Here is a 19,696-nt window from a genome sequence, read left to right as displayed (position 1 = left end):
TTTGGCAAGCCGTACAGATCATGATGTGAATTACGGCTATTCTTTGTTCTGCTGTTTTTCCTTCAGCCAGCGAGGAGCGCCCTTGCTCTTGCGATCTCGCTCGCGCTGGGCTTTACTCACGGCCTTGCCGCCGGCGGCCGTGTGCTTCGGCGCTGCCGGCTTCGCCGGGCCAGCGCTAAATTCGCGCGCGTCCGTCGCCGCCGCGCTAGTGCGCACCGCGCCCGCAGACGCGGCAGCATCGTGCGAGCCGGCGGAGCCGCTGCGCACAGGTGCTGCGCCCCGCGGGCGTGCAGCTTCACGGCGGCTGCGCATGGCAGCCGCACTGCGGTCCTGGGCCGGGTCGACGAGCCGGCCCTCGTACATCGCCTTCGGCGCAATCGTGATACCGAGCTGCTTCTCGAATTTTTCGAGAATGAACTGCTCCTTCGGTGTCACGATAGAAATGGTCGTGCCCTCGCGGCCCATCCGACCGGTCCGACCTACGCGGTGAAGATAATACTCCGCGTTAGTGGCAGGATCCAAGTGGAAGACGTGAGTCACGCCTTCAATGTCCAACCCTCTTGCTGCAACATCCGTAGCCAGCAGCAGCTGGAATTTCCCATCTCGGAAATTCCCCATGACTTTGGCCCTATCCTGTTTGCTTGCTTCACCGTACAAGGCTTCAATAGATAACCCAACATACTGCAGCTTAGCCAAAACTTGAGCGATATCGTCTGTCACATTGATAAATACAATCGCAGACTTCGGTTTAATCAAACGAACTAATCTACGAAGCGTATCCACCTTCTCGCGCTCTTGGCAAAGCACATACATGTGCTCCAGCGTTTCCGCCGTGCGCTGGCTTGGGTTGATTTTAATAATAACAGGCTCCTTCAACCATCTGCCCGCCGCTTGTTCGGTACTTTGCGGAATGGTCGCAGACACGAACACCTTTTGACTGGATTTCAGCATGCCTTTTAGCACCGACTCAACATCCTGCATGGAACCAAGCTCGAATACTTGATCCACTTCATCAACAACACCGATTTTCACATGGTGCAGAGTCAATTTCTTGATTTTCATAAGCTCAAGCAAACGCCCAGGGGTCCCCACAACAATATGAGGGTGCAATCGAAGCTTCTCGACTTGTCGAACCACAGCCGCTCCGCCAATCAAAGATTGCGAACGAATAGGACCGCCAGCCGTTAATTTTTCGATTTCTTGCATAATTTGCATACCCAGCTCCCTCGTAGGAACAACAACTAAAACTTGCAGCTGTTTCTGCGATGGATCAATTTGTTCCAGTGCCGGCAGCAAATACGCTAACGTTTTGCCAGTACCCGTCTGCGACTGAATGATGGCATCACTGCCTTGTTTCAAAACCGGAATGGCTTCTGCCTGAATCGGCGTTGGCTCACCAATACCCAATTCTTTCAATTTATCTAAATAAGTTTGTGCAATTTGCAGCTGTTCAAAGCTTGTACTCAATGGACGTAAACCCCTTTTCTCATTCAACCTAATGATCTTATTATATGTCACGCTGTATATCGATACAAATCAGTACTTCGAAAATGCTGCTAATAGATGGCCCAATCTCTCCCCTATAAGCAGAAATAAGAGTCCATATGGACTCTTATTTCCCCGTTCCCCATTCTTCCAACAGTTTCTGCTTGATGACATCTCTTGCCCGGAACAACCGCTGCCGCACAACACCCTCGGTAACCCCTAGTTCAATCGCCATATCCTTGTACGATAAATTATGTATCCATTTCATTGCAATAATTTGACGGTAGGAGGGAGTTAGTTGATTAATATAAGAGATGATGGCTTCCCTCATGAGCTTCAGCTCGACTTCTTGATCCAGGGAACCCAAATAATCTGAGGTAGGTGCCGTTTCCTTGATGCACAGCATCAGTTCCGTTTCTAGCTCATCTCGGTTGCGTTTGTGTTTCCGAAGATGATTCAGCGTTACATTCCGGGTCAGTTTCTTGACCCAACTTTCATATTTATCAATATCCTGAAGCAGCGGCGCTTTCCGCACAGCCCGAAGAAAAGACTCTTGAATAATATCCTCCACGGCTGCATGGTCCCTAAGTATAAAATAAATCATGGGATAGACGAGTAGATAAAACTCTTGATATATCTGTTCCTGCACGCTCTTCTCTAAAGTGTAAAAATCACTGCTAAATAACAGTTTGAGAGACTTCGAAATAAACGCCCCCTAGCCAACCAGGTAAAAACATCTCTGTTTCTTACCCTTATTTTAGGACAAAGCTAGGGAGTAAACAACAATAAAAACATTGTAATATGGTAATAAAACCCACTTAGTGCTTATGCTGGTTTTTTTCGCGCTATCACAGCAGGCTCTTCCTATTAATTGACCATCTCGTAATTGTGCGATGGACATGGGTCCCCCTATTTTTGACAGCTTTCAAATCATCAGATAAACTAGAAGTGACTTACTATTTTCCATCCGAAGGGATGAAACTATGAATACAGATTTTGAGAAAGAATTCAACGCACTTGTGTTAAAAACCGCAGAACTCATTACGGGAGATACATCGCCTGAAATGCTTGAGAAAATAAAAGTATGGGCATTTTTTAATCATGTTCATAAATCGCTCCCGGCCCTGACTTCTCATTGGAATCAAACGCATCCCGAAAGCAAAGCGGAAGTGCGTCGAATTTTCGAAGAGATTCGTGATTTAAATCAAGCTCTGCAAGCCAAAAAGCCTGAGTCGAAGTAATTTCGCTCACACAATGAAAAAAGCGGATCCCAGCATAGACCGGGACCCGCTTATTTTTTATTTAAAATCCCCGATGCCAACCGGTCGAATAGCCGCGGAAATAAGTGAAACAGCTTAATGCCAACGCCCGCTACAAAGGGAAGATTTTTCTCCGGTATTTTCTTCTCAATGGCATGGATCAGTTCTTTCACAACTTTCTCCGGTTTGAGCATAAACCAAGCTACATTTTTAACATAGTTCCCGCTCGGATCTGCTTTATCGAAAAATGGCGTGGAGATCGGCCCTGGATTAATCGCCGTAACAAATACACCTGTTCGCATTAACTCCTGGCGCAAACTGTTTGTGAAACCAAGCACCGCATGTTTCGTTGCCGAATAGCCCGTAGATTTGGCCGAACCGATTTTCCCCGCCATGGACGCTATGTTCACGATATGACCACTTCCCGCCTTCAACATATGAGGCAATACAGCTTGCGTGCAGCGGACAACCCCCATGTAGTTCACGTTCATCATATCTTCAAAATGCTCCAGCGGCGCACCGGCGAACGACTCAAATATCCCGTAACCGGCATTGTTGATTAAAATATCGATACGACCAAACTTCGCGATAACCTGACTAACCACGTCCTGCACTTGCTGCGTGTTCGTAACGTCAAGCGCGTAAACAGCATGCTGGCCTTGAATACCTGCAGCAATCGACTCAAGCTTGTCTGTGCTGCGGGCTGTCAAAATTGGAATCGCCCCCATCGCCGCAAATTGCTGTGCCATGACAGCGCCGATGCCACTTGACGCTCCGGTGATCAAGACGATTTTGTTCGAAATGTTCAACGTCATTTCTCCCCATTCCAGTAAATTACAAAAAAAAGAGAACCGCTAATCGCAGTACTCCATTCATTCTAGCTTATGTATAAAACATTTCATTCCATATTCATATTACGTAATTAACACTTGAATGTCCAGTTCCCCAATGCTATCCATAATCAAAGGGATCGTTAGCGCCCGCTTCGGCACAAAACCGGCAGCCGTCGCTGATTGAACCAGCTTCGGAGGCGTGATATCTACCCTTACGCCTTGATTAAACAACATGGTGCTTGCATTCCCGCTAATCATATTGCCTAGCTCCGATATAGCGCTCTTGCCCATTTCGTCCATCTCCGTAATTACAAACCCGCCCATCATCGCGGAAACCATCTTCAAAGCGACGTCCTCAGCCAAGCCGAATACAATATCGCCTTCCATTTGTCCGGTCATCCCGATTTGGATCCAAATATACTTTTCCACAAATTTGACGTCTTTGACGCCGAGCTGCCCTGTAGTTGGGCGAATGTTAGCAACCTGCTCGATGACAATTCTAGCCGACTCCAAAAAAGGATTAATGTACTCAGCCTTCATAGCTCCGCTCCGATCTCATTTGTGAATAAGTTCCACCAAAAACGACCTTTTTCAACATTATACCTAAAATACTAGGACAAGTATACTGTATTTTTTCATAAAATAGTTCCTTATACTCACATACAGACACTCTTCCTGCCTTCATACTAAAATTGTCGAATCTGGATTAATGGATCCTAATCAGCAGGAAATACAGCAAGTAATCTGGAAGAATATATAAATATGTGTCGAATCCTGATAGGCTTGCAGGGTATTCGTCCTTTTAAAGGAGCGATGAAAGGCAACCATGATGAAACAGAAAACGACAATAAAACATTACACGTTATATCAACTTACGCTTGTCTATCATATTATCGCTCTGCTGCTAATCGGTACGAACTTTTTCATTATTCATCAACTTCCATATGTAATCGAACACCGTCCCATCGGGCTGGCTATCGATATTGTCGTATTATGCACGATGCTTGGAGTTGCCTTATACGGGCTCAGAAGAATCAAAAAAGGCGAAACTTCCATTCTGGAAACCGCTGAGCGGTACCAATCTCTATACGACAATCACCCGGATTCAATTATTTCTTTTAGCCTAGACGGTGAAGTGCTGTCAGCCAATCACGGGCTTGAAAGCCTCTTGGGTCTTGGGCGCGAGAACGCCACAACTTCTTTTATTCCAATGATCAGCCCGCCTGATTTGCTTAAAGCTTTGCATCATTTCCAAGTGGCGTCAGCCGGGATGCCGCAAAATTTCGAGGCTACTTTTATTCATCAAAACGGGATTCCCATCCCTTCTAATGTCACGTTCGTCCCGACGAAAGTCGACGGTCAAGTCGTAGGGATTTACGCGATTCTCAAGGACCTGACAGAAGTGAAAGAACAGAAAAAAGTCATCGACAAACTCTATAAGCAAAATCAGCTCATCCTCAATTCCGTCTCCGAAGGCATCTATGGGATTGATATGAGCGGGCGCACGATCTTCTGGAATCAAGCTGCTGAAGCGATAACCGGCTGGAAAGTAGATGAAATGCTCGGCAGGCAAATACATAATCTAATTCGGCCTGAGAAGACCGACGGCACTCTTTTTTCGCGCGAAGAGAGTCCTGTTTTGAATACGATTCTAAATCGGGATGCTCCTATTATGAAAGAGGACCTGTTCTGGAGAAAGGATGGCACTTCCTTCCCTGTCGAGTTCATGTCGAGTCCCATCTTAGAGGAGAAGGGGCACATTCTCGGTACCGTTATTACATTTAAAGATATTACCGCATTAAAAAAGACCCAGGAGCTGCTGATCAAATCGGATAAGCTATCGGCTGTAGGCCAACTGGCGGCTGGAGTGGCGCACGAAATCCGCAATCCATTAACAGCTTTGAAGGGATTCCTGCAATTATTGAAAACAAACAGTATAAAAGAGCAATATTACATAGAAATTATGCAAAAAGAGCTGCAGCGCATTGAGTTTATCGTGAATGAGTTCCTGTTCGTCTCAAAACCGCAGGCTACCAATTTTGATACCCGAACCATTGATTCTATTGTGATGAGCACGATCGAGCTGCTTCAACCTCAAGCGATATTGGAAAATATTCAAATCGAAGCCGATATTGAGCCCAATCTGCCTCCTGTCTCTTGCGACGAAAGGCAAATTAAACAGGTTTTCATCAATATTTTGAAAAATGCGTTGGAGTCCATGGAAGAGGGAGGTTTAATGCGTATTGAAGCAGCAACCGATGCTGCTAAGAAAAACATCACCATCCGCTTTATCGATCAAGGGTGCGGTATTGCACCAGAGCGGCTGCCCAAGCTGGGGGAACCCTTTTATAGTACCAAGGAAAAAGGCACCGGTCTTGGCCTCATGGTATGCTACCGGATTATTGAGGCACATGGGGGCATGATGGAAATTCAAAGCAAGCTGGAAGAAGGAACGACGGTTGAAATTACACTTCCTTCCATACAAGTTAAAATAACCGAAGGAGTGTCTGTTACATGAACGGTTTTCTCATAGATTTGGATGGTACGTTATATCGGGGACATGAACCGATTCCACATGCAGCTACTTTCATTCAGTGGCTGCAGCAGCACCAATTGCCCTACTTACTGGTGACGAACAATTCGTCCCGTACTCCTGCACAGGTCGCCGAACATCTGCTGGCGTTCGGCATCGAAGTGCCGGAGACGGCGGTCTATACGTCCTCGCAGGCCGCCGCCAAGTACTTGACCGAGCAGCGCCGAGGCCGCAGCGTGCATATGGTCGGCGAATCCGGACTACGGATCGCCCTGGAGGCGTCCGGCTTCGATATGGAAGGGACGACGCCTCCGGATTACGTCGTCCAAGGCATTGACCGCAGCTTCACTTATGCGAAGCTGACCGAAGCGGTCCGCCACCTGAAGGCCGGCGCGACCTATGTGTTAACCAATCCCGACCGCATGCTGCCGTCGGATGGAGGGCTTATGCCAGGGGCTGGCTCCCTGGCCGCTTCGATCACCGCCGCTTCCGGCGTGGAGCCGGTGGTGATCGGGAAGCCTTCGCCGATCATCATGGCTTACGCCATCGAGCGGCTCGGTCTACCTGCCGCCGATGTCTGGGTCATCGGCGATAATGTCCATACCGACATCCGCGGAGGCGTGGTGTCGGGGTGCCGCACGGCGCTCGTGCTGACCGGCGTCGCAACGCCGGAGAACGTGCACGAGCAGATGGCGTCGGCGGGCGTGACGCCGGACCTTGTTTGCGATGATTTGGCACATTTCATCGATCAGTTTACTCGGCTTGGCGGGAAATAAGCCGCAAATTTCAAAAACCCTAGCGGGAATAACGCTAGGGTTTTTACTTACGGGAACTACAGGCCTCTATTTGCAGGATAAACACGCTGTTTCCTCTTGGAGCGGAACTACAGGGCTTTATTCGGCCTCCATCACCCGATTTTCAGCTCATTCCTTCAAATAACGGACTGTAGTTCCCCTCACGGGTGGAAAATGTACCTTTCTACGAAATAGCGTACCCTAGTTCCCTTTGCAGGTGTGCAGCAGCCATACTGGGGCACTGGAAACAAAAAACCTCCAACCCACAGACGTGGAATTGGAGGTTTCTTGTGGTTAACTGTTTCCAGCGGCCTGCGGTTTCTTACGTTCAGTTCAATCCAGATGGTCCCAGTCCACCTCAGGCGGGGAGCCCTTTTCCTGCAAACGGCCTTCCCTTGCATCCTTTTGCAGCTGCTCCAGCCATTTTAACTCGCTGAACGAACGTTTATAGGTGCCAATCATCATCTGTAAAATAACGCGAGGAACTACGTTCAGATGTTCTTCATACAAGCTTTTCATTCTGTTCATGCTCATTTTCTGAGCCAATATTTTATTTTCCAAGATATCAGCTATTTTGGCCTGATCGCCATGTACGGAAAAGGGCAGAGCGACGTAGAGCGGGTGATAGTGTTTGATTTCTTCATGAAACTGCTCGATCAACAGCTCTTGAAATTTAAGCTTCCCAGCCTCTGTAATTTGAAAGACGGTTTTCTCCGGACGATTCGTATTGCGTACAACTTCAAGTGCTTCCACATGACCGTCTTTGCGCAGTTGATCCATCGCATAATAAAGCGAGCCGTCTTGCAGCTTCATATAATTATGCATGCCTCTTTCTTTCATCGTTTGCCGAATCTCATACGTATGCCGGTTGGCTTCCATCAACAGACCAAGTATGACGAGCTTCATCGACATAGCGGTTACCTCCTAGTGCCCTACAGGTGCACTCCCTTTGACAGGAGCTTTCCCCACTTCCAGCTTCGCATTCCCCATAAGTAAGATAAACGCGAGTCCAATTACAGCTAAAACAATCGTTGTTTGGAAAACAACCGCAATAGAATCAGCAAGTGCGGCCAGCAGCTTGTGCAGCACATCGGCAGGAATACTGGCACGAACCTGAGGCTGCAGCAAGGCGCGCGCATCATGAAACTTTTCAGCCATAGCCGGATCTTGTAGGGATTGTGTAATGTTATCTCTAAGTGAGTTTACCTGAATACTGCCAAACACCGCAACTCCGATGGCGGAACCTACGGAACGAAAGAAGCTAACAAGTGAAGTCACTGTGCCTCTGCGTCGGAAGTCTACTTTATGCAAGGCGGACATAGAAGTAATCGGGAAGCATGCTCCGATGCTAAGTCCCATTAGAATCATAAAAGTCGTGATGACCCAGCGCTTGGAATCAATCGAAATGCCTCCCAAAAGCGAAGTTGCCACAATCAACAATGCGACGGATACCAACATCACGTTACGGTAAGAGAATTTTCCAATGAAACGTCCGCCTAACGCAGAGCTGACAACAACACCCAGCATCATCGGCGTGAGTGTAGACCCCGCGCTTGTTGCAGAACCTTCAAATACACCTTGAATAAATAAAGGAATATACGTCCCGCCTGAAATCAAAACAGCCCCATAAGCGAAACTGACACCCATGCTTGCGGTGAAGAGACGGTTTTTGAACAAGTCGAGCGGAACGATCGGTTCGGCTGCAAATTTTTCCACCGTCAAGAAAACTGCCAAGAGTACGGCAAACCCTGCAAAAAGACTAATAATTTGCCACGAAGCCCACGCATAGTCTTTACCACCAAGCTCCAGTGCAAACATCAGGGACACAATCGCTGCTGTCAGTAAAATCGTACCGCCCCAGTCGATTTTGGCCTTGCTGTGCTCCACTGACTCATGGTAGGAGAAAATAATAAGCAACAAGGACACGATGCCGAGCGGTAGATTAATGAAGAAAATCCATTCCCATGTGACATAGTCCGTGAAATAAGCGCCAATGATCGGACCGAGTACGCTCGATAAACCGAATACGGCCCCAAAAAGCCCTTGCATTTTACCCCGTTTCTCCGGTGGGAAAATGTCAAAAATAATCGCAAAGGTAATCGGCATCAAGGCACCGCCTCCGATACCTTGGATCGCGCGATACACGATGAGTTGGGTCATCGATGCAGCGGTTCCGCAAAGTGCAGATCCGATCATGAACACGATGATCCCGATGATGAAAAACAACTTACGCCCGTACATATCCGAGAGCTTTCCGAAAATCGGCATGGCTGCCACGTTAGCAATCAAATAGGCTGAGAAAACCCAGACATACTGGTTGAATCCCCCTAGTTTGGACACAATGGTTGGCATCGCCGTAGAAACGATTGTCTGATCCAGCGCAGCCAGCAAAAGTCCTAACATCAACCCGACGACTGTCCAGGTAGGGTTAGACTTGCGTGTTAACGACATGAAATAAATCTCCTTTACCATTCAATTTATTATATATTAATTATTATAATCAAATTTGAGTATATGGCAAACAAATTCAACAGGCGATTGTCCGTGTTTTCTGAGAGACATTGCCGACCGCCTCCCTCCTATCATATAATAAGGTTAGAAAAGGTTTTTATGCCCTTTACAATTTCGATAAATTTTATTTGTAATTACAATTTGAATAGCAGGAGGTAATCGCATGAATATGAACCAGTTGGAAACGTTGCTCACGATTTCCAAGACGATGAGCTTCCGTAAAGCTGGCGAAATTCTTAATTTGACCCAACCTGCCGTTTCCGCGCAAATCAAGAGCCTAGAAGACGAATTCGGCACGATTCTCATTGATCGCAACCAACCTGTCACGTTAACCGATAGTGGAAAGCTATTTCTGGAGCATGCTGAGAAAATGCTACGGATCGCCAGTGACCTCAAGCAGCGCCTGTCAGATCTACACCAAACACCGCAAGGCCATATCCACATCGGCACGACGACCTCAATTGCCATGCAAATTTTACCGCGGGTGCTTTCTTATTTCCAAGACCAATTCCCTTTGATCAAAACGACCATTCACTCCATGACCTCTTCGCAAATTATGACCTCAGTTGAGAATAGTCAAATCGATATCGGGATTACTTATTTATTTGAGAAAAATCAGGCCTTAGAAACTTCCGTGCTGTATTATGACAATTTCGAGCTCGTTGTATCGACGCAGCATCCACTCAGCCGATTCGCCCATTTATCCATTGAAAAACTGCGCAATATTCCATTCATCATGCTTTCTCCAGAGACCGCTGGGCGACGCTTTGTCGATCAAGTTTTCAAAAACTATGATGTCGCGCCGCATATTGTCATGGAGTTGTCCAGCAGTGAAGAAGTGAAGCGCATGGTTGAGTTAAACCTCGGCGTCGCCATCATTTCCAAGCTGTCTGTAGCGGATGAACTGCGGCACGGCACTTTGAAAATTGTAAAAGTAAATGAGTTGGATATTACCCATCCTGTAGGTGTAGTATATAAGTCGGGACGTTACTTAAATTCTGCCATGCAGCAGTTCCTTCGAGATTTAAAAGGTATGCCGGAAACTCAATTTCTTGGCTCAGAATAAATAACAGGCTTAGGAGGTTTTCTCGTATGAAATTCGACCTACATACCCATCACGATCGGTGCGGGCACGCCCAGGATAAAATTCGCGACTATATCGAAGCCGCCATTGCCGGCGGTTTGACGGCGATTGGAATCTCGGACCACTCCCCTTATTTCGGAAGTCCGGAAGATCACGCACAACCTTTAATCGCCATGGCCAAAAGCGAATTCCCTCGCTATATCGAGGAAGTGCTTCAGCTTAAAAAAGAATACGAAGGTAAAATTGATGTCCTGTTAGGCGTAGAATCCGATTATTTCCCAGAGCATGTTGATATTTACCGTCAAGAGTATGCCAAATACCCATTCGACTACATCATCGGTTCGGTGCATTTGTCCGGCGGCGTCAGTATTTTCAATCGCAACAGATGGAAAAATTTGAATGATGCGCAGAAAATCGAGCATAAGGAAGAGTACTATCGCCTCATTGCTGAATCCGCCCGCTCCGGCATGTTCAATATCCTTGGGCATATTGATGCTATGAAAGGCTTCTACCCGGCATTCTCTGACATTCCGACGCCAGCCGTCAACGAAACATTGAAAGTCATTGGCGAATCCGGTGTAGCTATCGAAATCAATACGTCAGGCAAAACCAAAGACGTAGGTGGTTGGTACCCTTCGCACGCGATGTTAGAGCAAGCCCTTCACTACGGCGTTGAGGTTACGTTCGGCTCCGATGCGCATATCCCAAGCCGTGTTGGAGATGACTGGGAAGAAGTGAGCAAAACGCTGAAAGAGATCGGCTTCAAACATTGGGTTTATTTCAAAAACAAACAAAAACAAGTTGTTCCTCTATAAAAAGGAGGCTGCTCCGCAAGTAGATATTTCTACTTCGGTGCAGCCTCTTTTCATTTAAATCCTATTCATAAAATCGAGCTTCGATTGCATACTCATCTGCAAGGTAACCTGCGTCTGATCGGCCGACATCGGTTGGAAGAAGTAATAACCTTGAATTTGGCTGCAGCCATTCGCGACCAAAAATCTGGCCTGCTCTTCCGTCTCAACCCCTTCAGCAATGATTTGCAGTTGAAACGATTTGGCCACGGAAATGATCGCTTTAATCATTGCCCTGTCCTTGTCATCGGTTTGTACGCCGCGAACAAACGATTGGTCCAGCTTGATTTTGGTAACGGGAAACCTTTTTAAATAGCTGAGCGAAGAATAATGCGTGCCGAAATCGTCAACGGATATTGCAATACCTAGCTTACGCAATCGTCCGAGAGCCTCCAGCTGGTCATCACGCATCGCGACATTTTCGGTAATTTCAATTTCCAGATACTTGGCCTCCAGGCCTGTTTCCTCTAGAATTTGAATCACTTTATCGACAAAACGTTCATCATTCAGCTGTTTAACGGAGAGATTAACGGATACCGTCAAAGGTTCTTGCAACATGTTATGCCAATCCTTCATCTGCTGGCAGGCTCCCCGCATCACCCACTCACCGATGGCGACAATAAAGCCCATTTCTTCGGCAATCGGAATAAATTCTGAAGGAGATATATACCCCTTCGTCGTGTGGTTCCAGCGCAGCAAAGCTTCAACACCAATGACTTTCCCCAGTTGGCAATCGATTTGCGGCTGATAGACAATCTCAAGTTCGTTCCTATCCATGGACTGACGAAGGTGGTTCCCCATTTCAAGCTTGGATACGGAATTCATCGCCATTTGTTTATCGAAGAAGCTATAGGAGCTGCCACTCTCTTTCTTGGCCATATACATGGCGATATCCGCATTTTTAAGCAGGGATTCCCATGTCAATCCACCATACGGATACTGCACAATTCCTATGCTGGCACTGATGAAAAAAGCACGACCCAATAATAGGCACGGTGGCTTCAAGATCTCCATCAATTGCTCGCAGAAATCCCGAACGTCCTTCTCATCCGCACAATCTTCGAGCAGGATCGCGAACTCATCCCCACCGAATCTGGCGAATGTATGATAGGAAAGCTCAGATTGCTGAATCCGGTTTACAACCTCACGCAGCATCAGATCCCCCATATGATGGCCATGCGAATCATTGATCATTTTAAAGTTATCCAAGTCAAAAAACAGCACCGCCAGCGAGGTATGACTGATTTCGTTATAGACGATCTGTTCCTTCAAAACCATTTGAAAATACGTACGATTATGAATCCCTGTCAGTACATCATGATAGGCCAGATAGGAAAGCATTTGTTCGGACTCCATTAGTCTTTTGGTCGATTCTTGCAGTTCCTGTTGCCCGGCCAGCAGTTCCTCATTCACCGCCGTCAAATCTTCATTCGCGAGCTGCAATTCTTGCGTTCGTTCATTCACTGCTTTACTTAATGTGTCTCGCTGTCTAAGCATATAAAGGAAGAAAAGCAAGCCGAGAACCAATATCGTAATGAATGATGCACGCGTCACTAAAATCTGCTGCTTGATGCTCTCAACCGCACTGTTCGGAGGAAGCGCACCCAGCTCCCAATTATGATCCGCAAGCTCTATGTTGGCCTTCATGTGCCACTCTTGAAATACCGAATCATCCCCAAAAAAGGCAGGTTGGCCTGGATTGCGGATCGCAAGTCGATCATTTCTGGGGTCCCCGTTCTTAATGCCCGCTTCCGCAAGCAATTGATCCACATCGACTCCAACCGATACGAATCCCCAGAATTCCCCGTTTTGATAAATCGCTTTGCGCGCAATTAACCCGTCCATCCCCTGCAGCAGCTTAAACGGACCATCCATGGTCATCCTCTTCGTTGTTAGCGCGTTTACAATTTGCTGCTGTACGTTCGGGCGAGGGTCGTTCAACAAATCCCAATTCATTATGCTTTCATTGCCCTTAAGCGGAAAAACGTCCTTCACAATCCCTTTGGGGGCAATGAGTAGATTAAGTGCAGAAGCTTGAGCCCCAAGATATAGAGAAGCAATGTAATTCAACACTTCTTGATCATCTTTGTTTTGCAAATAATTTGAACTCACATAGGCTTCCAGACTGACCATTAAGTTAAAATTGCGGTCAATGACCGATTGCAATACCAAAGCCCTTGAGGATAATTGCGACTGTTCGGTCATTCTAAGCTCATTCAATAAGGAGTTTTTGTACTTACCGAGAACGAACTCGGAAGATGAGACCAATATGACGAAGACTAGAGCTATTATCGTGTATTGCATCGCTTTCATGAGACTCTACTCCCGTCATCCTTAAACTTTAAACGTCATAATTCGACATCTCCTCTCTATTATTTCATCTGCGAACCGCTAGATCAATCTTTTTATATGAAATGGATGTCATCCAAAATCAGGACATAGAAAAGAGTTTACAGTCCGAATAGGTCTTGCACTTTTCACAGATAGTGTGAAACAATAGAGGCAAGTCACACCCTTGTGGGGGGATGTCCATGAAGACGCATCTCGGATCTCTCGGAAATCTGCGTCCTACGGTCAATTTCAGTAATTATTTCCAAGCTCCAGCAGGTACGTTCTGGGGGCCGCGCACGATTCCCGACTGCCAGCTCATCCTCTTGGTAGCTGGATCCGCCAGTTTTGAATTCGCAGGAAAATGCCTGAATTTGCTGCCTGGGAATTGCCTGTTCTATGGCTCAGACACACCCCATCGACTAACCATTTCTTCCGACGGTCCCTCGACGCTGGGGAGCATCCATTTTAGCTGGGACTCCGCCTCGACCGAAGCCATACATCCAGAACCGACAATCATTTTACATACGAAAGAACATTTAGTGAGACCTGCCAAAACCTATACCGTTCATGTGGAAGGTCACGGAGATGTGGATATGTGGCATTTCTACGAGTTTACGCAGCTGGAAAGCCTGTTTGCCCGGATCGCCAAGGAATTCGTCCATCAGGAGCCTGGTTATGGTTCGATTGCCCGCGGTTACCTCATCCAAATCCTTACCACTTTGTTGCGCTACCAAATGGACAAACGTTTTCGAGCTGCAACCGAGCATAGCAAAATTGCAGCATCCATTGAAGCGATTCAGCAGGATACGTCCCGCAATTGGTCAACGCCCGAGCTTGCTGCTATAAGCGGCTATCATCCTACCTACTTCGCAGAGCTGTTCCGCGAAGCAACCGGCTATGCCCCTAAGCACTATTTGGTTCTGGAAAGAGTGAAGCAAGCGCAGCTGCTTTTGCTGCACGAATCCACGATTGAAGCCGTAGCCATGAAATTAGGGTATTCCAGCATTCATTATTTTTGCAGAAATTTCAAGGCGGTTACCGGATTGACCCCAACGGAGTTTAAACAACGCAATGTCGCGCTTTAGATGAAATCTGAACGATTGGAGATTTGTTATGGATATTATTGAAATTCCTATCGCATTAATTGATGAAGACACGGATCAGCCCAGATATCAATTCGATGAAGAAGCACTTCAAGAACTTATGAAAAGCATTGAGGAAATTGGTCTGCTTTCTCCGATTAAAGTACGAACGACGGCAAACAACCGCTACAAAATCATCTATGGAAACCGCAGGTACAAAGCTAGTAAAATGCTCGGAAAGGCTACCATGTCCTGCATTGTATCTAATGTGACAGATGAGATGGAAATCTATTTGGAGCAAATTGCGGAGAATTTGACGCGGGAAGGCTTTTCGCCGATTGAGGAAGCCGAGGCTTTTCATAAACTGATGAACGATGCGAAGTTCAGTTCTTCTATTAAGTACCTCTCCAGCAAACTCGGCAAACCCGAGTCCTATATCAAAAATAAATGTGATCTATTAAAATTTGGCAACGCCGTCAAAAAGCTGATCGTCAGCGGCACAGAAATTCGCAAGGACAAGCTGACCGAAGATCAGCTGCTGCCTATCAAAGATTTAGCCATCGAGCATCGTGACCCGCTTGCATTGATTATTGCAAGAGACGAAATGCCGGTAAGCGATGTGAAGAAAATCGCAAAAATGTTCAAAGATAAAGAGATTTCGGAGAGTACGAAAGGGAAGCTTTTATACAAATCGGGGCACGAATTAGTCGAAACGTGGTCTGTTTTTCAAAACAACCGCGCAGAACGGGCTAAACCTGCTCCGGCTAAGGCACCCGCCAAAGCGCAAAAAGCAGAAAAAGCCAGCACAGCGATTGATACGCCACTGTCGGAGCAAAGCGGGCTCTTGCCAAGCAGCCAATTTCAACAAGATGAGACTGCTGCAATGACAGTGACGCCTATTCAAATTAAACTGCAGCAACTTCTCTCGGTTGTACAAGCTCCATCGGAAAGCGATTTGCAGAGCGCTGCTTCCAAGCTCGACGCCGGCGAAAAAGACAAGTTTCTAAACGATGTCGATACGTTAGTCGAGCATTTGGAAAAACAGTTAAGCCAGTGGAAAAAAGTCAGAGAATTGGCTTATTCAAAATAACTTTTTCGCATAACAGTGCCTTGGTAAACCACCGTACATCGGGCGGGAGAACTGCAGCGTCAACCCAGCGGACTCTAAATTTTGGCGGCTTATCACATTGTCCGGGTGAACGGTCGCATATAAATAGAGCATGTCCTTCTCCCGCGCGCGCTGTTCTCTCCAGGCATGGAAACGCCGCTGCAGTCCTTGTCCTCTCACCGACTCGTGGACAATGGATCCTTCCAGCGAAGCAACTCTTGGCAGCTCTGCCTCCGGCACGCCAAACTCACGTCCGAGATTGCCGGCGCTTAGCCCAGGGAATGCAATCACCGTATAAGCAACGAGTGTATTCCCCTGATAAGCGCCGTACATCTCGCCTTTTTGCTCAACATATTCATATAACGCTTCTAAACGATCCGTCGAATAATAAGCACTGGACGGCAGCCGTGAAACCACATCCATCAAAAGTGCTTGCACCTGCGGCACATCCTGCTCCCCTAATCGTTGTATGTCCAAAATCAATGGATCCTCCTTCAGCAGAATGCTCTAATGTGCACTAATGTGCTCTAATCCCCCATGGCCGACTTTTTTTGCAAAGCAACCCACATCGATTTATTACGGAATTCGTCTTCTGAGCCAAGTTCGCGTCCAAACCAGGCTGGCGCTTCAAATTGCTCCGCCGCTTCAATGCTTGGAAACTCGACCTCAACCACTGCTAAATCCACTTGCTTGTATTCATCAATTTCATAATAAAGTCCCGCATGTTCTACCGTAGTACGAATCTTCTCTAACGGAATCAAGCCCGTGTGATCCAAAAGTTGTTTATAAACCGGTTCAGAGATGTTGTACTCAATTTCTTCACGAACCATCCCATGACCGGACTTAAACGTATGAGTAAAATGCGACTCGCCAGAGCTATCGACCAGCTGACGCACTCGAATTTCTTGATCCTCCGAAAAAGCCAAATACGTTTGATAAATGTACTGCTTGGACACCAGCTTAATGTCTTGATTCTCCAATTCACTCGCAGGGAATGCAGGCAATAAAAATTTTTTCTCAATTTCAGCACTCATAGGTAAGCCCCTCTCCCAAACCAATCTTTATTTTAACCACCATTTTACCATAAAAATGCTTACGTAACCTGCTGCCAGTTATTTGTACAAGGCTCTGAAACGAGCCGGAGAAATGTCATTCCATGCCCGAAACATTTTACCAAAATGAAACTCGTCGGCAAAGCCGCAAGCGACCGCGATCGCTTTCATGGGTTCCTCTGTCAGCAGCAGCAGTGTTTTGGCTTTCTCATTGCGAATTCGGTTCAAGTACTCTTTGGGAGATATGCCCATTTGCTGCATGAACATTTTCCGTAATTGGGAAACGGAGATATGAAAATTCCGCGCCAGCTCCTCCATCTTAAGTGGACGATTGTAGCAGGTTTCCATCCAAAACTTTGCTTGCTGAAAAGCTTTCATATACGGGTCCGTCGACTCCTGCGTATCTCTCATATAATGAAGCAATTTGGAAAGCACGTATTGAAACTCGGCTTGTCTTTCATGCGGATCAGTCCCTTGAATCGACCACATTTGCTTAAACTGCTCATGAATCCAAACCGCTTGCTCCGGAGAATATAGTTTGATAAAAGGCAAGTTTAGCGTGTCCAGGTACACAGGCTTTTGCCAAATGTCCTGCTCATAAGGCACATCGAAAGCATCAAATAAAAGCATACGGATGTATAGCGGTTGGTCTATGGAAGATGACATCGTAAGGGTAAAACCCGGCTTGAGATAGATCAGCGTCCCTGTTCTCACTTGAATGGGCTTCTCATCCGGTGAATGCGAGAATTCCCCCTCCCCGCTCATAATCCAGTAAAGCGAATGAACATCCATCGTATTGCGAATATCCTTCCACCCAGGCACGGGAAGCTTCTCATAGGTCAGGCGAAGATGATAAATTCTGTGCGCTTTCGATTCCATATAACCACCACCTGCAAAGCGATTTTGACAAATGATAATACCCTTTATCCATAGATTATCCCCATTCCTCCATGATACGCTTTACGAAACAGACATGAAAGGGGCTTTTTCCTTTGATCCGTACTTTTGGACAACATATCCTTCGCAAAACACGCACACTTGATGGACTATGGGATTTTGTCACAGATCCAAGCAATTTAGGCACTACAGAGGAATGGTACAAGAAATTTCCTTCCGATTCCCGTAAGCTCGTTGTTCCTTCCTGTTGGAATAATGAATTAGGCTTATTTGAATACATTGGCGTTGCATGGTACCGTACCTATTTTGATACAACCCAAGACAGCAATATTCGTTTGATCTTTGAGGGCATTCTTCATCATGCCGATATTTATGTGGATGGTCAGCATCTTGGTTATCATTTTGGTGGGTATACACAGTTTAGTACGCTGCTTCCTCATTTGGCCCAAGGCCAGCATGAACTTATTATTCGTGTAGACAGCACTTTAGACTGGCAGACACTGCCTACCGATGTGGCGGATTGGTACTCCTACGGCGGTATTATCCGTTCCGTAGAGCTGCAAGAGCTGCCTGACGTCTATATTGATACGATGAAAATCGATTACCATTTGACAGGTGATCAAGCGGATATCAGCTTGCAAGTACAGGTCAACTCGCTCAGCGATACAGACAGCGAAGTCGAGGTTAACGCTTCTACAAACGGACTCGTTTTCCCCGCTGTCACCGTACAGCTGCTAGCAGGCCAATCCACCCAATTAACCCTGCGTGGAACCCTCGCTAACATCCGTCGATGGGATGTAGGCCGCCCCGAACTGTATACGTTCACCGTTCAGGCTGGCGAAGACGACCTTATCGACCGTACAGGATTCCGAACGGTTGCGGTCGACAATGGCCAAATCCTTTTGAATGGGAATAAGCTCTATCTGCAAGGTGTTAATCGGCACGAGGAGCATCCGGAGTGGGGCTTTGCTTTCCCACCGAAGCTCATGCTGAAAGACCTTGCCATTTTACAGGATCTGGGCTGCAACATCGTGCGCGGTTCGCATTATCCGCAAAGCCAGTTCTGGATGGATCTGCTGGATGAACACGGCATGCTTTTATGGAGCGAAATCCCGATGTGGGGCTGTTTCATGAGCACAGATACGCTGGCTAGTCCTCTTTTTGCAGAACGTGGCGTTAAGATGCTGGATGAAATGATTACCCGCGATTATCATCATCCGTCAATTATTTTCTGGGGAGCTCATAATGAAATCGATACACGCACGACAGAGGCGCTTGAGTTAACGAAAAAGTTCGTAGGTAAAATCCGCAGCATGGACGAAAGCCGTCTAGTCACTTATGCAACCATGCACCCTGTTGAAGATATCGTCCTGTCCTACTTCGATGTCATCGGCATCAATAAATATTACGGCTGGTACGAAGGGAACGTAAGCGGATTCCGCGATATGCTGCAAAATTACTACCGTAATGCCGAAGCACAAGGCGCTGGGGACAAGCCTTTGATCATGAGCGAGTTCGGTGCGGCCGGTATTTTTGGAGACGCAGGCTGGGAGCCGCGCTTGTTCAGCGAAGATTACCAGGCTGACGTTGTGCAGCAGGCGCTGCATATTTTCCGCGAGGATCCACGTATCGTCGGTACGCTGATCTGGCATTTCGCCGACATCCGCGTCGATGTTCGCAGTGACCGCCCATATTTCCGCGATCGTGCGCGGAGCTTTAACAACAAAGGATTGCTGAATGAATACCGCAAGCCTAAGCTGGCTTACCGGATCGTGAAGGATATCTATCGTTCTAAGCGATAATAGGAAGGGACCCGGCCTTGGTGGCTGGGTCCCTTTTTTTGCTGCGGGATTGGCGGGCTGAATTTCGAGGGCAA

At 47.0% G+C, this 19,696-nt stretch carries 18 protein-coding genes; 8 read left to right on the top strand and 10 right to left on the bottom strand.

The window, feature by feature from the left end; translation table 11 throughout:
* Positions 1-36: 36 nt before the first annotated feature.
* Positions 37-1,467 (bottom strand): DEAD/DEAH box helicase, encoded by a 1,431-nt coding sequence (locus RQP52_RS22990; protein WP_315954006.1) that lies wholly within the window; start codon positions 1,465-1,467, stop codon positions 37-39.
* A 145-nt stretch (positions 1,468-1,612) separates the two neighbouring features.
* Positions 1,613-2,134, bottom strand: a complete 522-nt coding sequence (locus RQP52_RS22985) for an RNA polymerase sigma factor (protein ID WP_246069395.1) — start codon at positions 2,132-2,134, stop codon at positions 1,613-1,615.
* Positions 2,135-2,468: 334 nt separating this feature from the next.
* Between RQP52_RS22985 and RQP52_RS22980 the strand changes: the two genes are divergently transcribed.
* Positions 2,469-2,726: a DUF2573 family protein gene (locus tag RQP52_RS22980; RefSeq protein ID WP_315954005.1), complete on the top strand. Its 258-nt coding sequence runs from the start codon at positions 2,469-2,471 to the stop codon at positions 2,724-2,726.
* A 50-nt stretch (positions 2,727-2,776) separates the two neighbouring features.
* Here the strand turns inward: RQP52_RS22980 and RQP52_RS22975 are convergent, their stop codons facing one another.
* Complete coding sequence (locus RQP52_RS22975) at positions 2,777-3,559, bottom strand: SDR family NAD(P)-dependent oxidoreductase (protein WP_315954004.1); 783 nt, start codon at positions 3,557-3,559, stop codon at positions 2,777-2,779.
* Positions 3,560-3,658: 99 nt separating this feature from the next.
* Positions 3,659-4,117 (bottom strand): chemotaxis protein CheX, encoded by a 459-nt coding sequence (locus RQP52_RS22970; protein ID WP_127458539.1) that lies wholly within the window; start codon positions 4,115-4,117, stop codon positions 3,659-3,661.
* Positions 4,118-4,403: 286 nt separating this feature from the next.
* Here RQP52_RS22970 and RQP52_RS22965 point away from each other — a divergent pair, with 286 nt between their 5' ends.
* The gene (locus RQP52_RS22965; protein WP_315954003.1) at positions 4,404-6,095 is read left to right on the top strand and encodes a PAS domain-containing sensor histidine kinase; all 1,692 of its coding nucleotides are present in this window, start codon (positions 4,404-4,406) and stop codon (positions 6,093-6,095) included.
* Positions 6,092-6,886 (top strand): TIGR01457 family HAD-type hydrolase, encoded by a 795-nt coding sequence (locus RQP52_RS22960; RefSeq protein WP_315954002.1) that lies wholly within the window; start codon positions 6,092-6,094, stop codon positions 6,884-6,886. Before RQP52_RS22965 ends, RQP52_RS22960 begins: the two co-directional genes overlap by 4 nt.
* A 351-nt stretch (positions 6,887-7,237) precedes the next feature.
* Here RQP52_RS22960 and RQP52_RS22955 read toward each other — a convergent pair whose 3' ends face one another.
* Entirely contained in the window at positions 7,238-7,816 is a 579-nt protein-coding gene (locus RQP52_RS22955) for a PadR family transcriptional regulator (RefSeq protein WP_315954001.1), read from the bottom strand.
* A gap of 12 nt (positions 7,817-7,828) precedes the next feature.
* Positions 7,829-9,355 carry an MDR family MFS transporter gene (locus tag RQP52_RS22950; protein WP_315954000.1) on the bottom strand — a complete coding sequence of 509 codons (1,527 nt, stop codon included), beginning with the start codon at positions 9,353-9,355 and terminating at the stop codon, positions 7,829-7,831.
* Positions 9,356-9,578: 223 nt separating this feature from the next.
* Here RQP52_RS22950 and RQP52_RS22945 point away from each other — a divergent pair, with 223 nt between their 5' ends.
* Together RQP52_RS22945 and RQP52_RS22940 are read left to right on the top strand one after the other, a co-directional pair.
* Positions 9,579-10,481: a LysR family transcriptional regulator gene (locus tag RQP52_RS22945; protein WP_315953999.1), complete on the top strand. Its 903-nt coding sequence runs from the start codon at positions 9,579-9,581 to the stop codon at positions 10,479-10,481.
* 26 nt (positions 10,482-10,507) lie between these two features.
* A complete protein-coding gene (locus tag RQP52_RS22940) occupies positions 10,508-11,314 on the top strand; it encodes a histidinol-phosphatase (RefSeq protein WP_315953998.1) in 807 nt (268 codons plus the stop codon).
* A 54-nt stretch (positions 11,315-11,368) separates the two neighbouring features.
* Here the strand turns inward: RQP52_RS22940 and RQP52_RS22935 are convergent, their stop codons facing one another.
* Positions 11,369-13,663 carry a bifunctional diguanylate cyclase/phosphodiesterase gene (locus RQP52_RS22935; RefSeq protein WP_315953997.1) on the bottom strand — a complete coding sequence of 765 codons (2,295 nt, stop codon included), beginning with the start codon at positions 13,661-13,663 and terminating at the stop codon, positions 11,369-11,371.
* Positions 13,664-13,881: 218 nt separating this feature from the next.
* Here RQP52_RS22935 and RQP52_RS22930 point away from each other — a divergent pair, with 218 nt between their 5' ends.
* Together RQP52_RS22930 and RQP52_RS22925 are read left to right on the top strand one after the other, a co-directional pair.
* Positions 13,882-14,766, top strand: coding sequence for a helix-turn-helix domain-containing protein (locus tag RQP52_RS22930; protein ID WP_315953996.1), 885 nt, complete (start codon positions 13,882-13,884; stop codon positions 14,764-14,766).
* Positions 14,767-14,794: 28 nt separating this feature from the next.
* On the top strand, positions 14,795-15,853 hold the full coding sequence (locus RQP52_RS22925) for a ParB/RepB/Spo0J family partition protein (protein ID WP_315953995.1): 1,059 nt from the start codon (positions 14,795-14,797) through the stop codon (positions 15,851-15,853).
* Here the strand turns inward: RQP52_RS22925 and RQP52_RS22920 are convergent.
* From RQP52_RS22920 to RQP52_RS22910, 3 genes are all read right to left on the bottom strand, one after another.
* Positions 15,845-16,348, bottom strand: coding sequence for a GNAT family N-acetyltransferase (locus RQP52_RS22920; protein ID WP_315953994.1), 504 nt, complete (start codon positions 16,346-16,348; stop codon positions 15,845-15,847). The genes RQP52_RS22925 and RQP52_RS22920 overlap by 9 nt on opposite strands.
* Positions 16,349-16,398: 50 nt before the next feature.
* Positions 16,399-16,905, bottom strand: coding sequence for a CYTH domain-containing protein (locus RQP52_RS22915; protein WP_315953993.1), 507 nt, complete (start codon positions 16,903-16,905; stop codon positions 16,399-16,401).
* A 78-nt stretch (positions 16,906-16,983) separates the two neighbouring features.
* Positions 16,984-17,802, bottom strand: coding sequence for an AraC family transcriptional regulator (locus RQP52_RS22910; protein WP_315953992.1), 819 nt, complete (start codon positions 17,800-17,802; stop codon positions 16,984-16,986).
* Between the two features lie 113 nt (positions 17,803-17,915).
* Between RQP52_RS22910 and RQP52_RS22905 the strand changes: the two genes are divergently transcribed.
* Positions 17,916-19,622, top strand: a complete 1,707-nt coding sequence (locus RQP52_RS22905) for a glycoside hydrolase family 2 protein (RefSeq protein WP_315953991.1) — start codon at positions 17,916-17,918, stop codon at positions 19,620-19,622.
* Positions 19,623-19,696 lie beyond the last annotated feature (74 nt).

Source organism: Paenibacillus violae (genome assembly GCF_032461945.1).
GTDB lineage: Bacteria > Bacillota > Bacilli > Paenibacillales > NBRC-103111 > Paenibacillus_E > Paenibacillus_E violae.
Note: the sequence above shows the minus strand (reverse complement) of the source record. Positions and strands in the feature narration are given on the sequence as shown.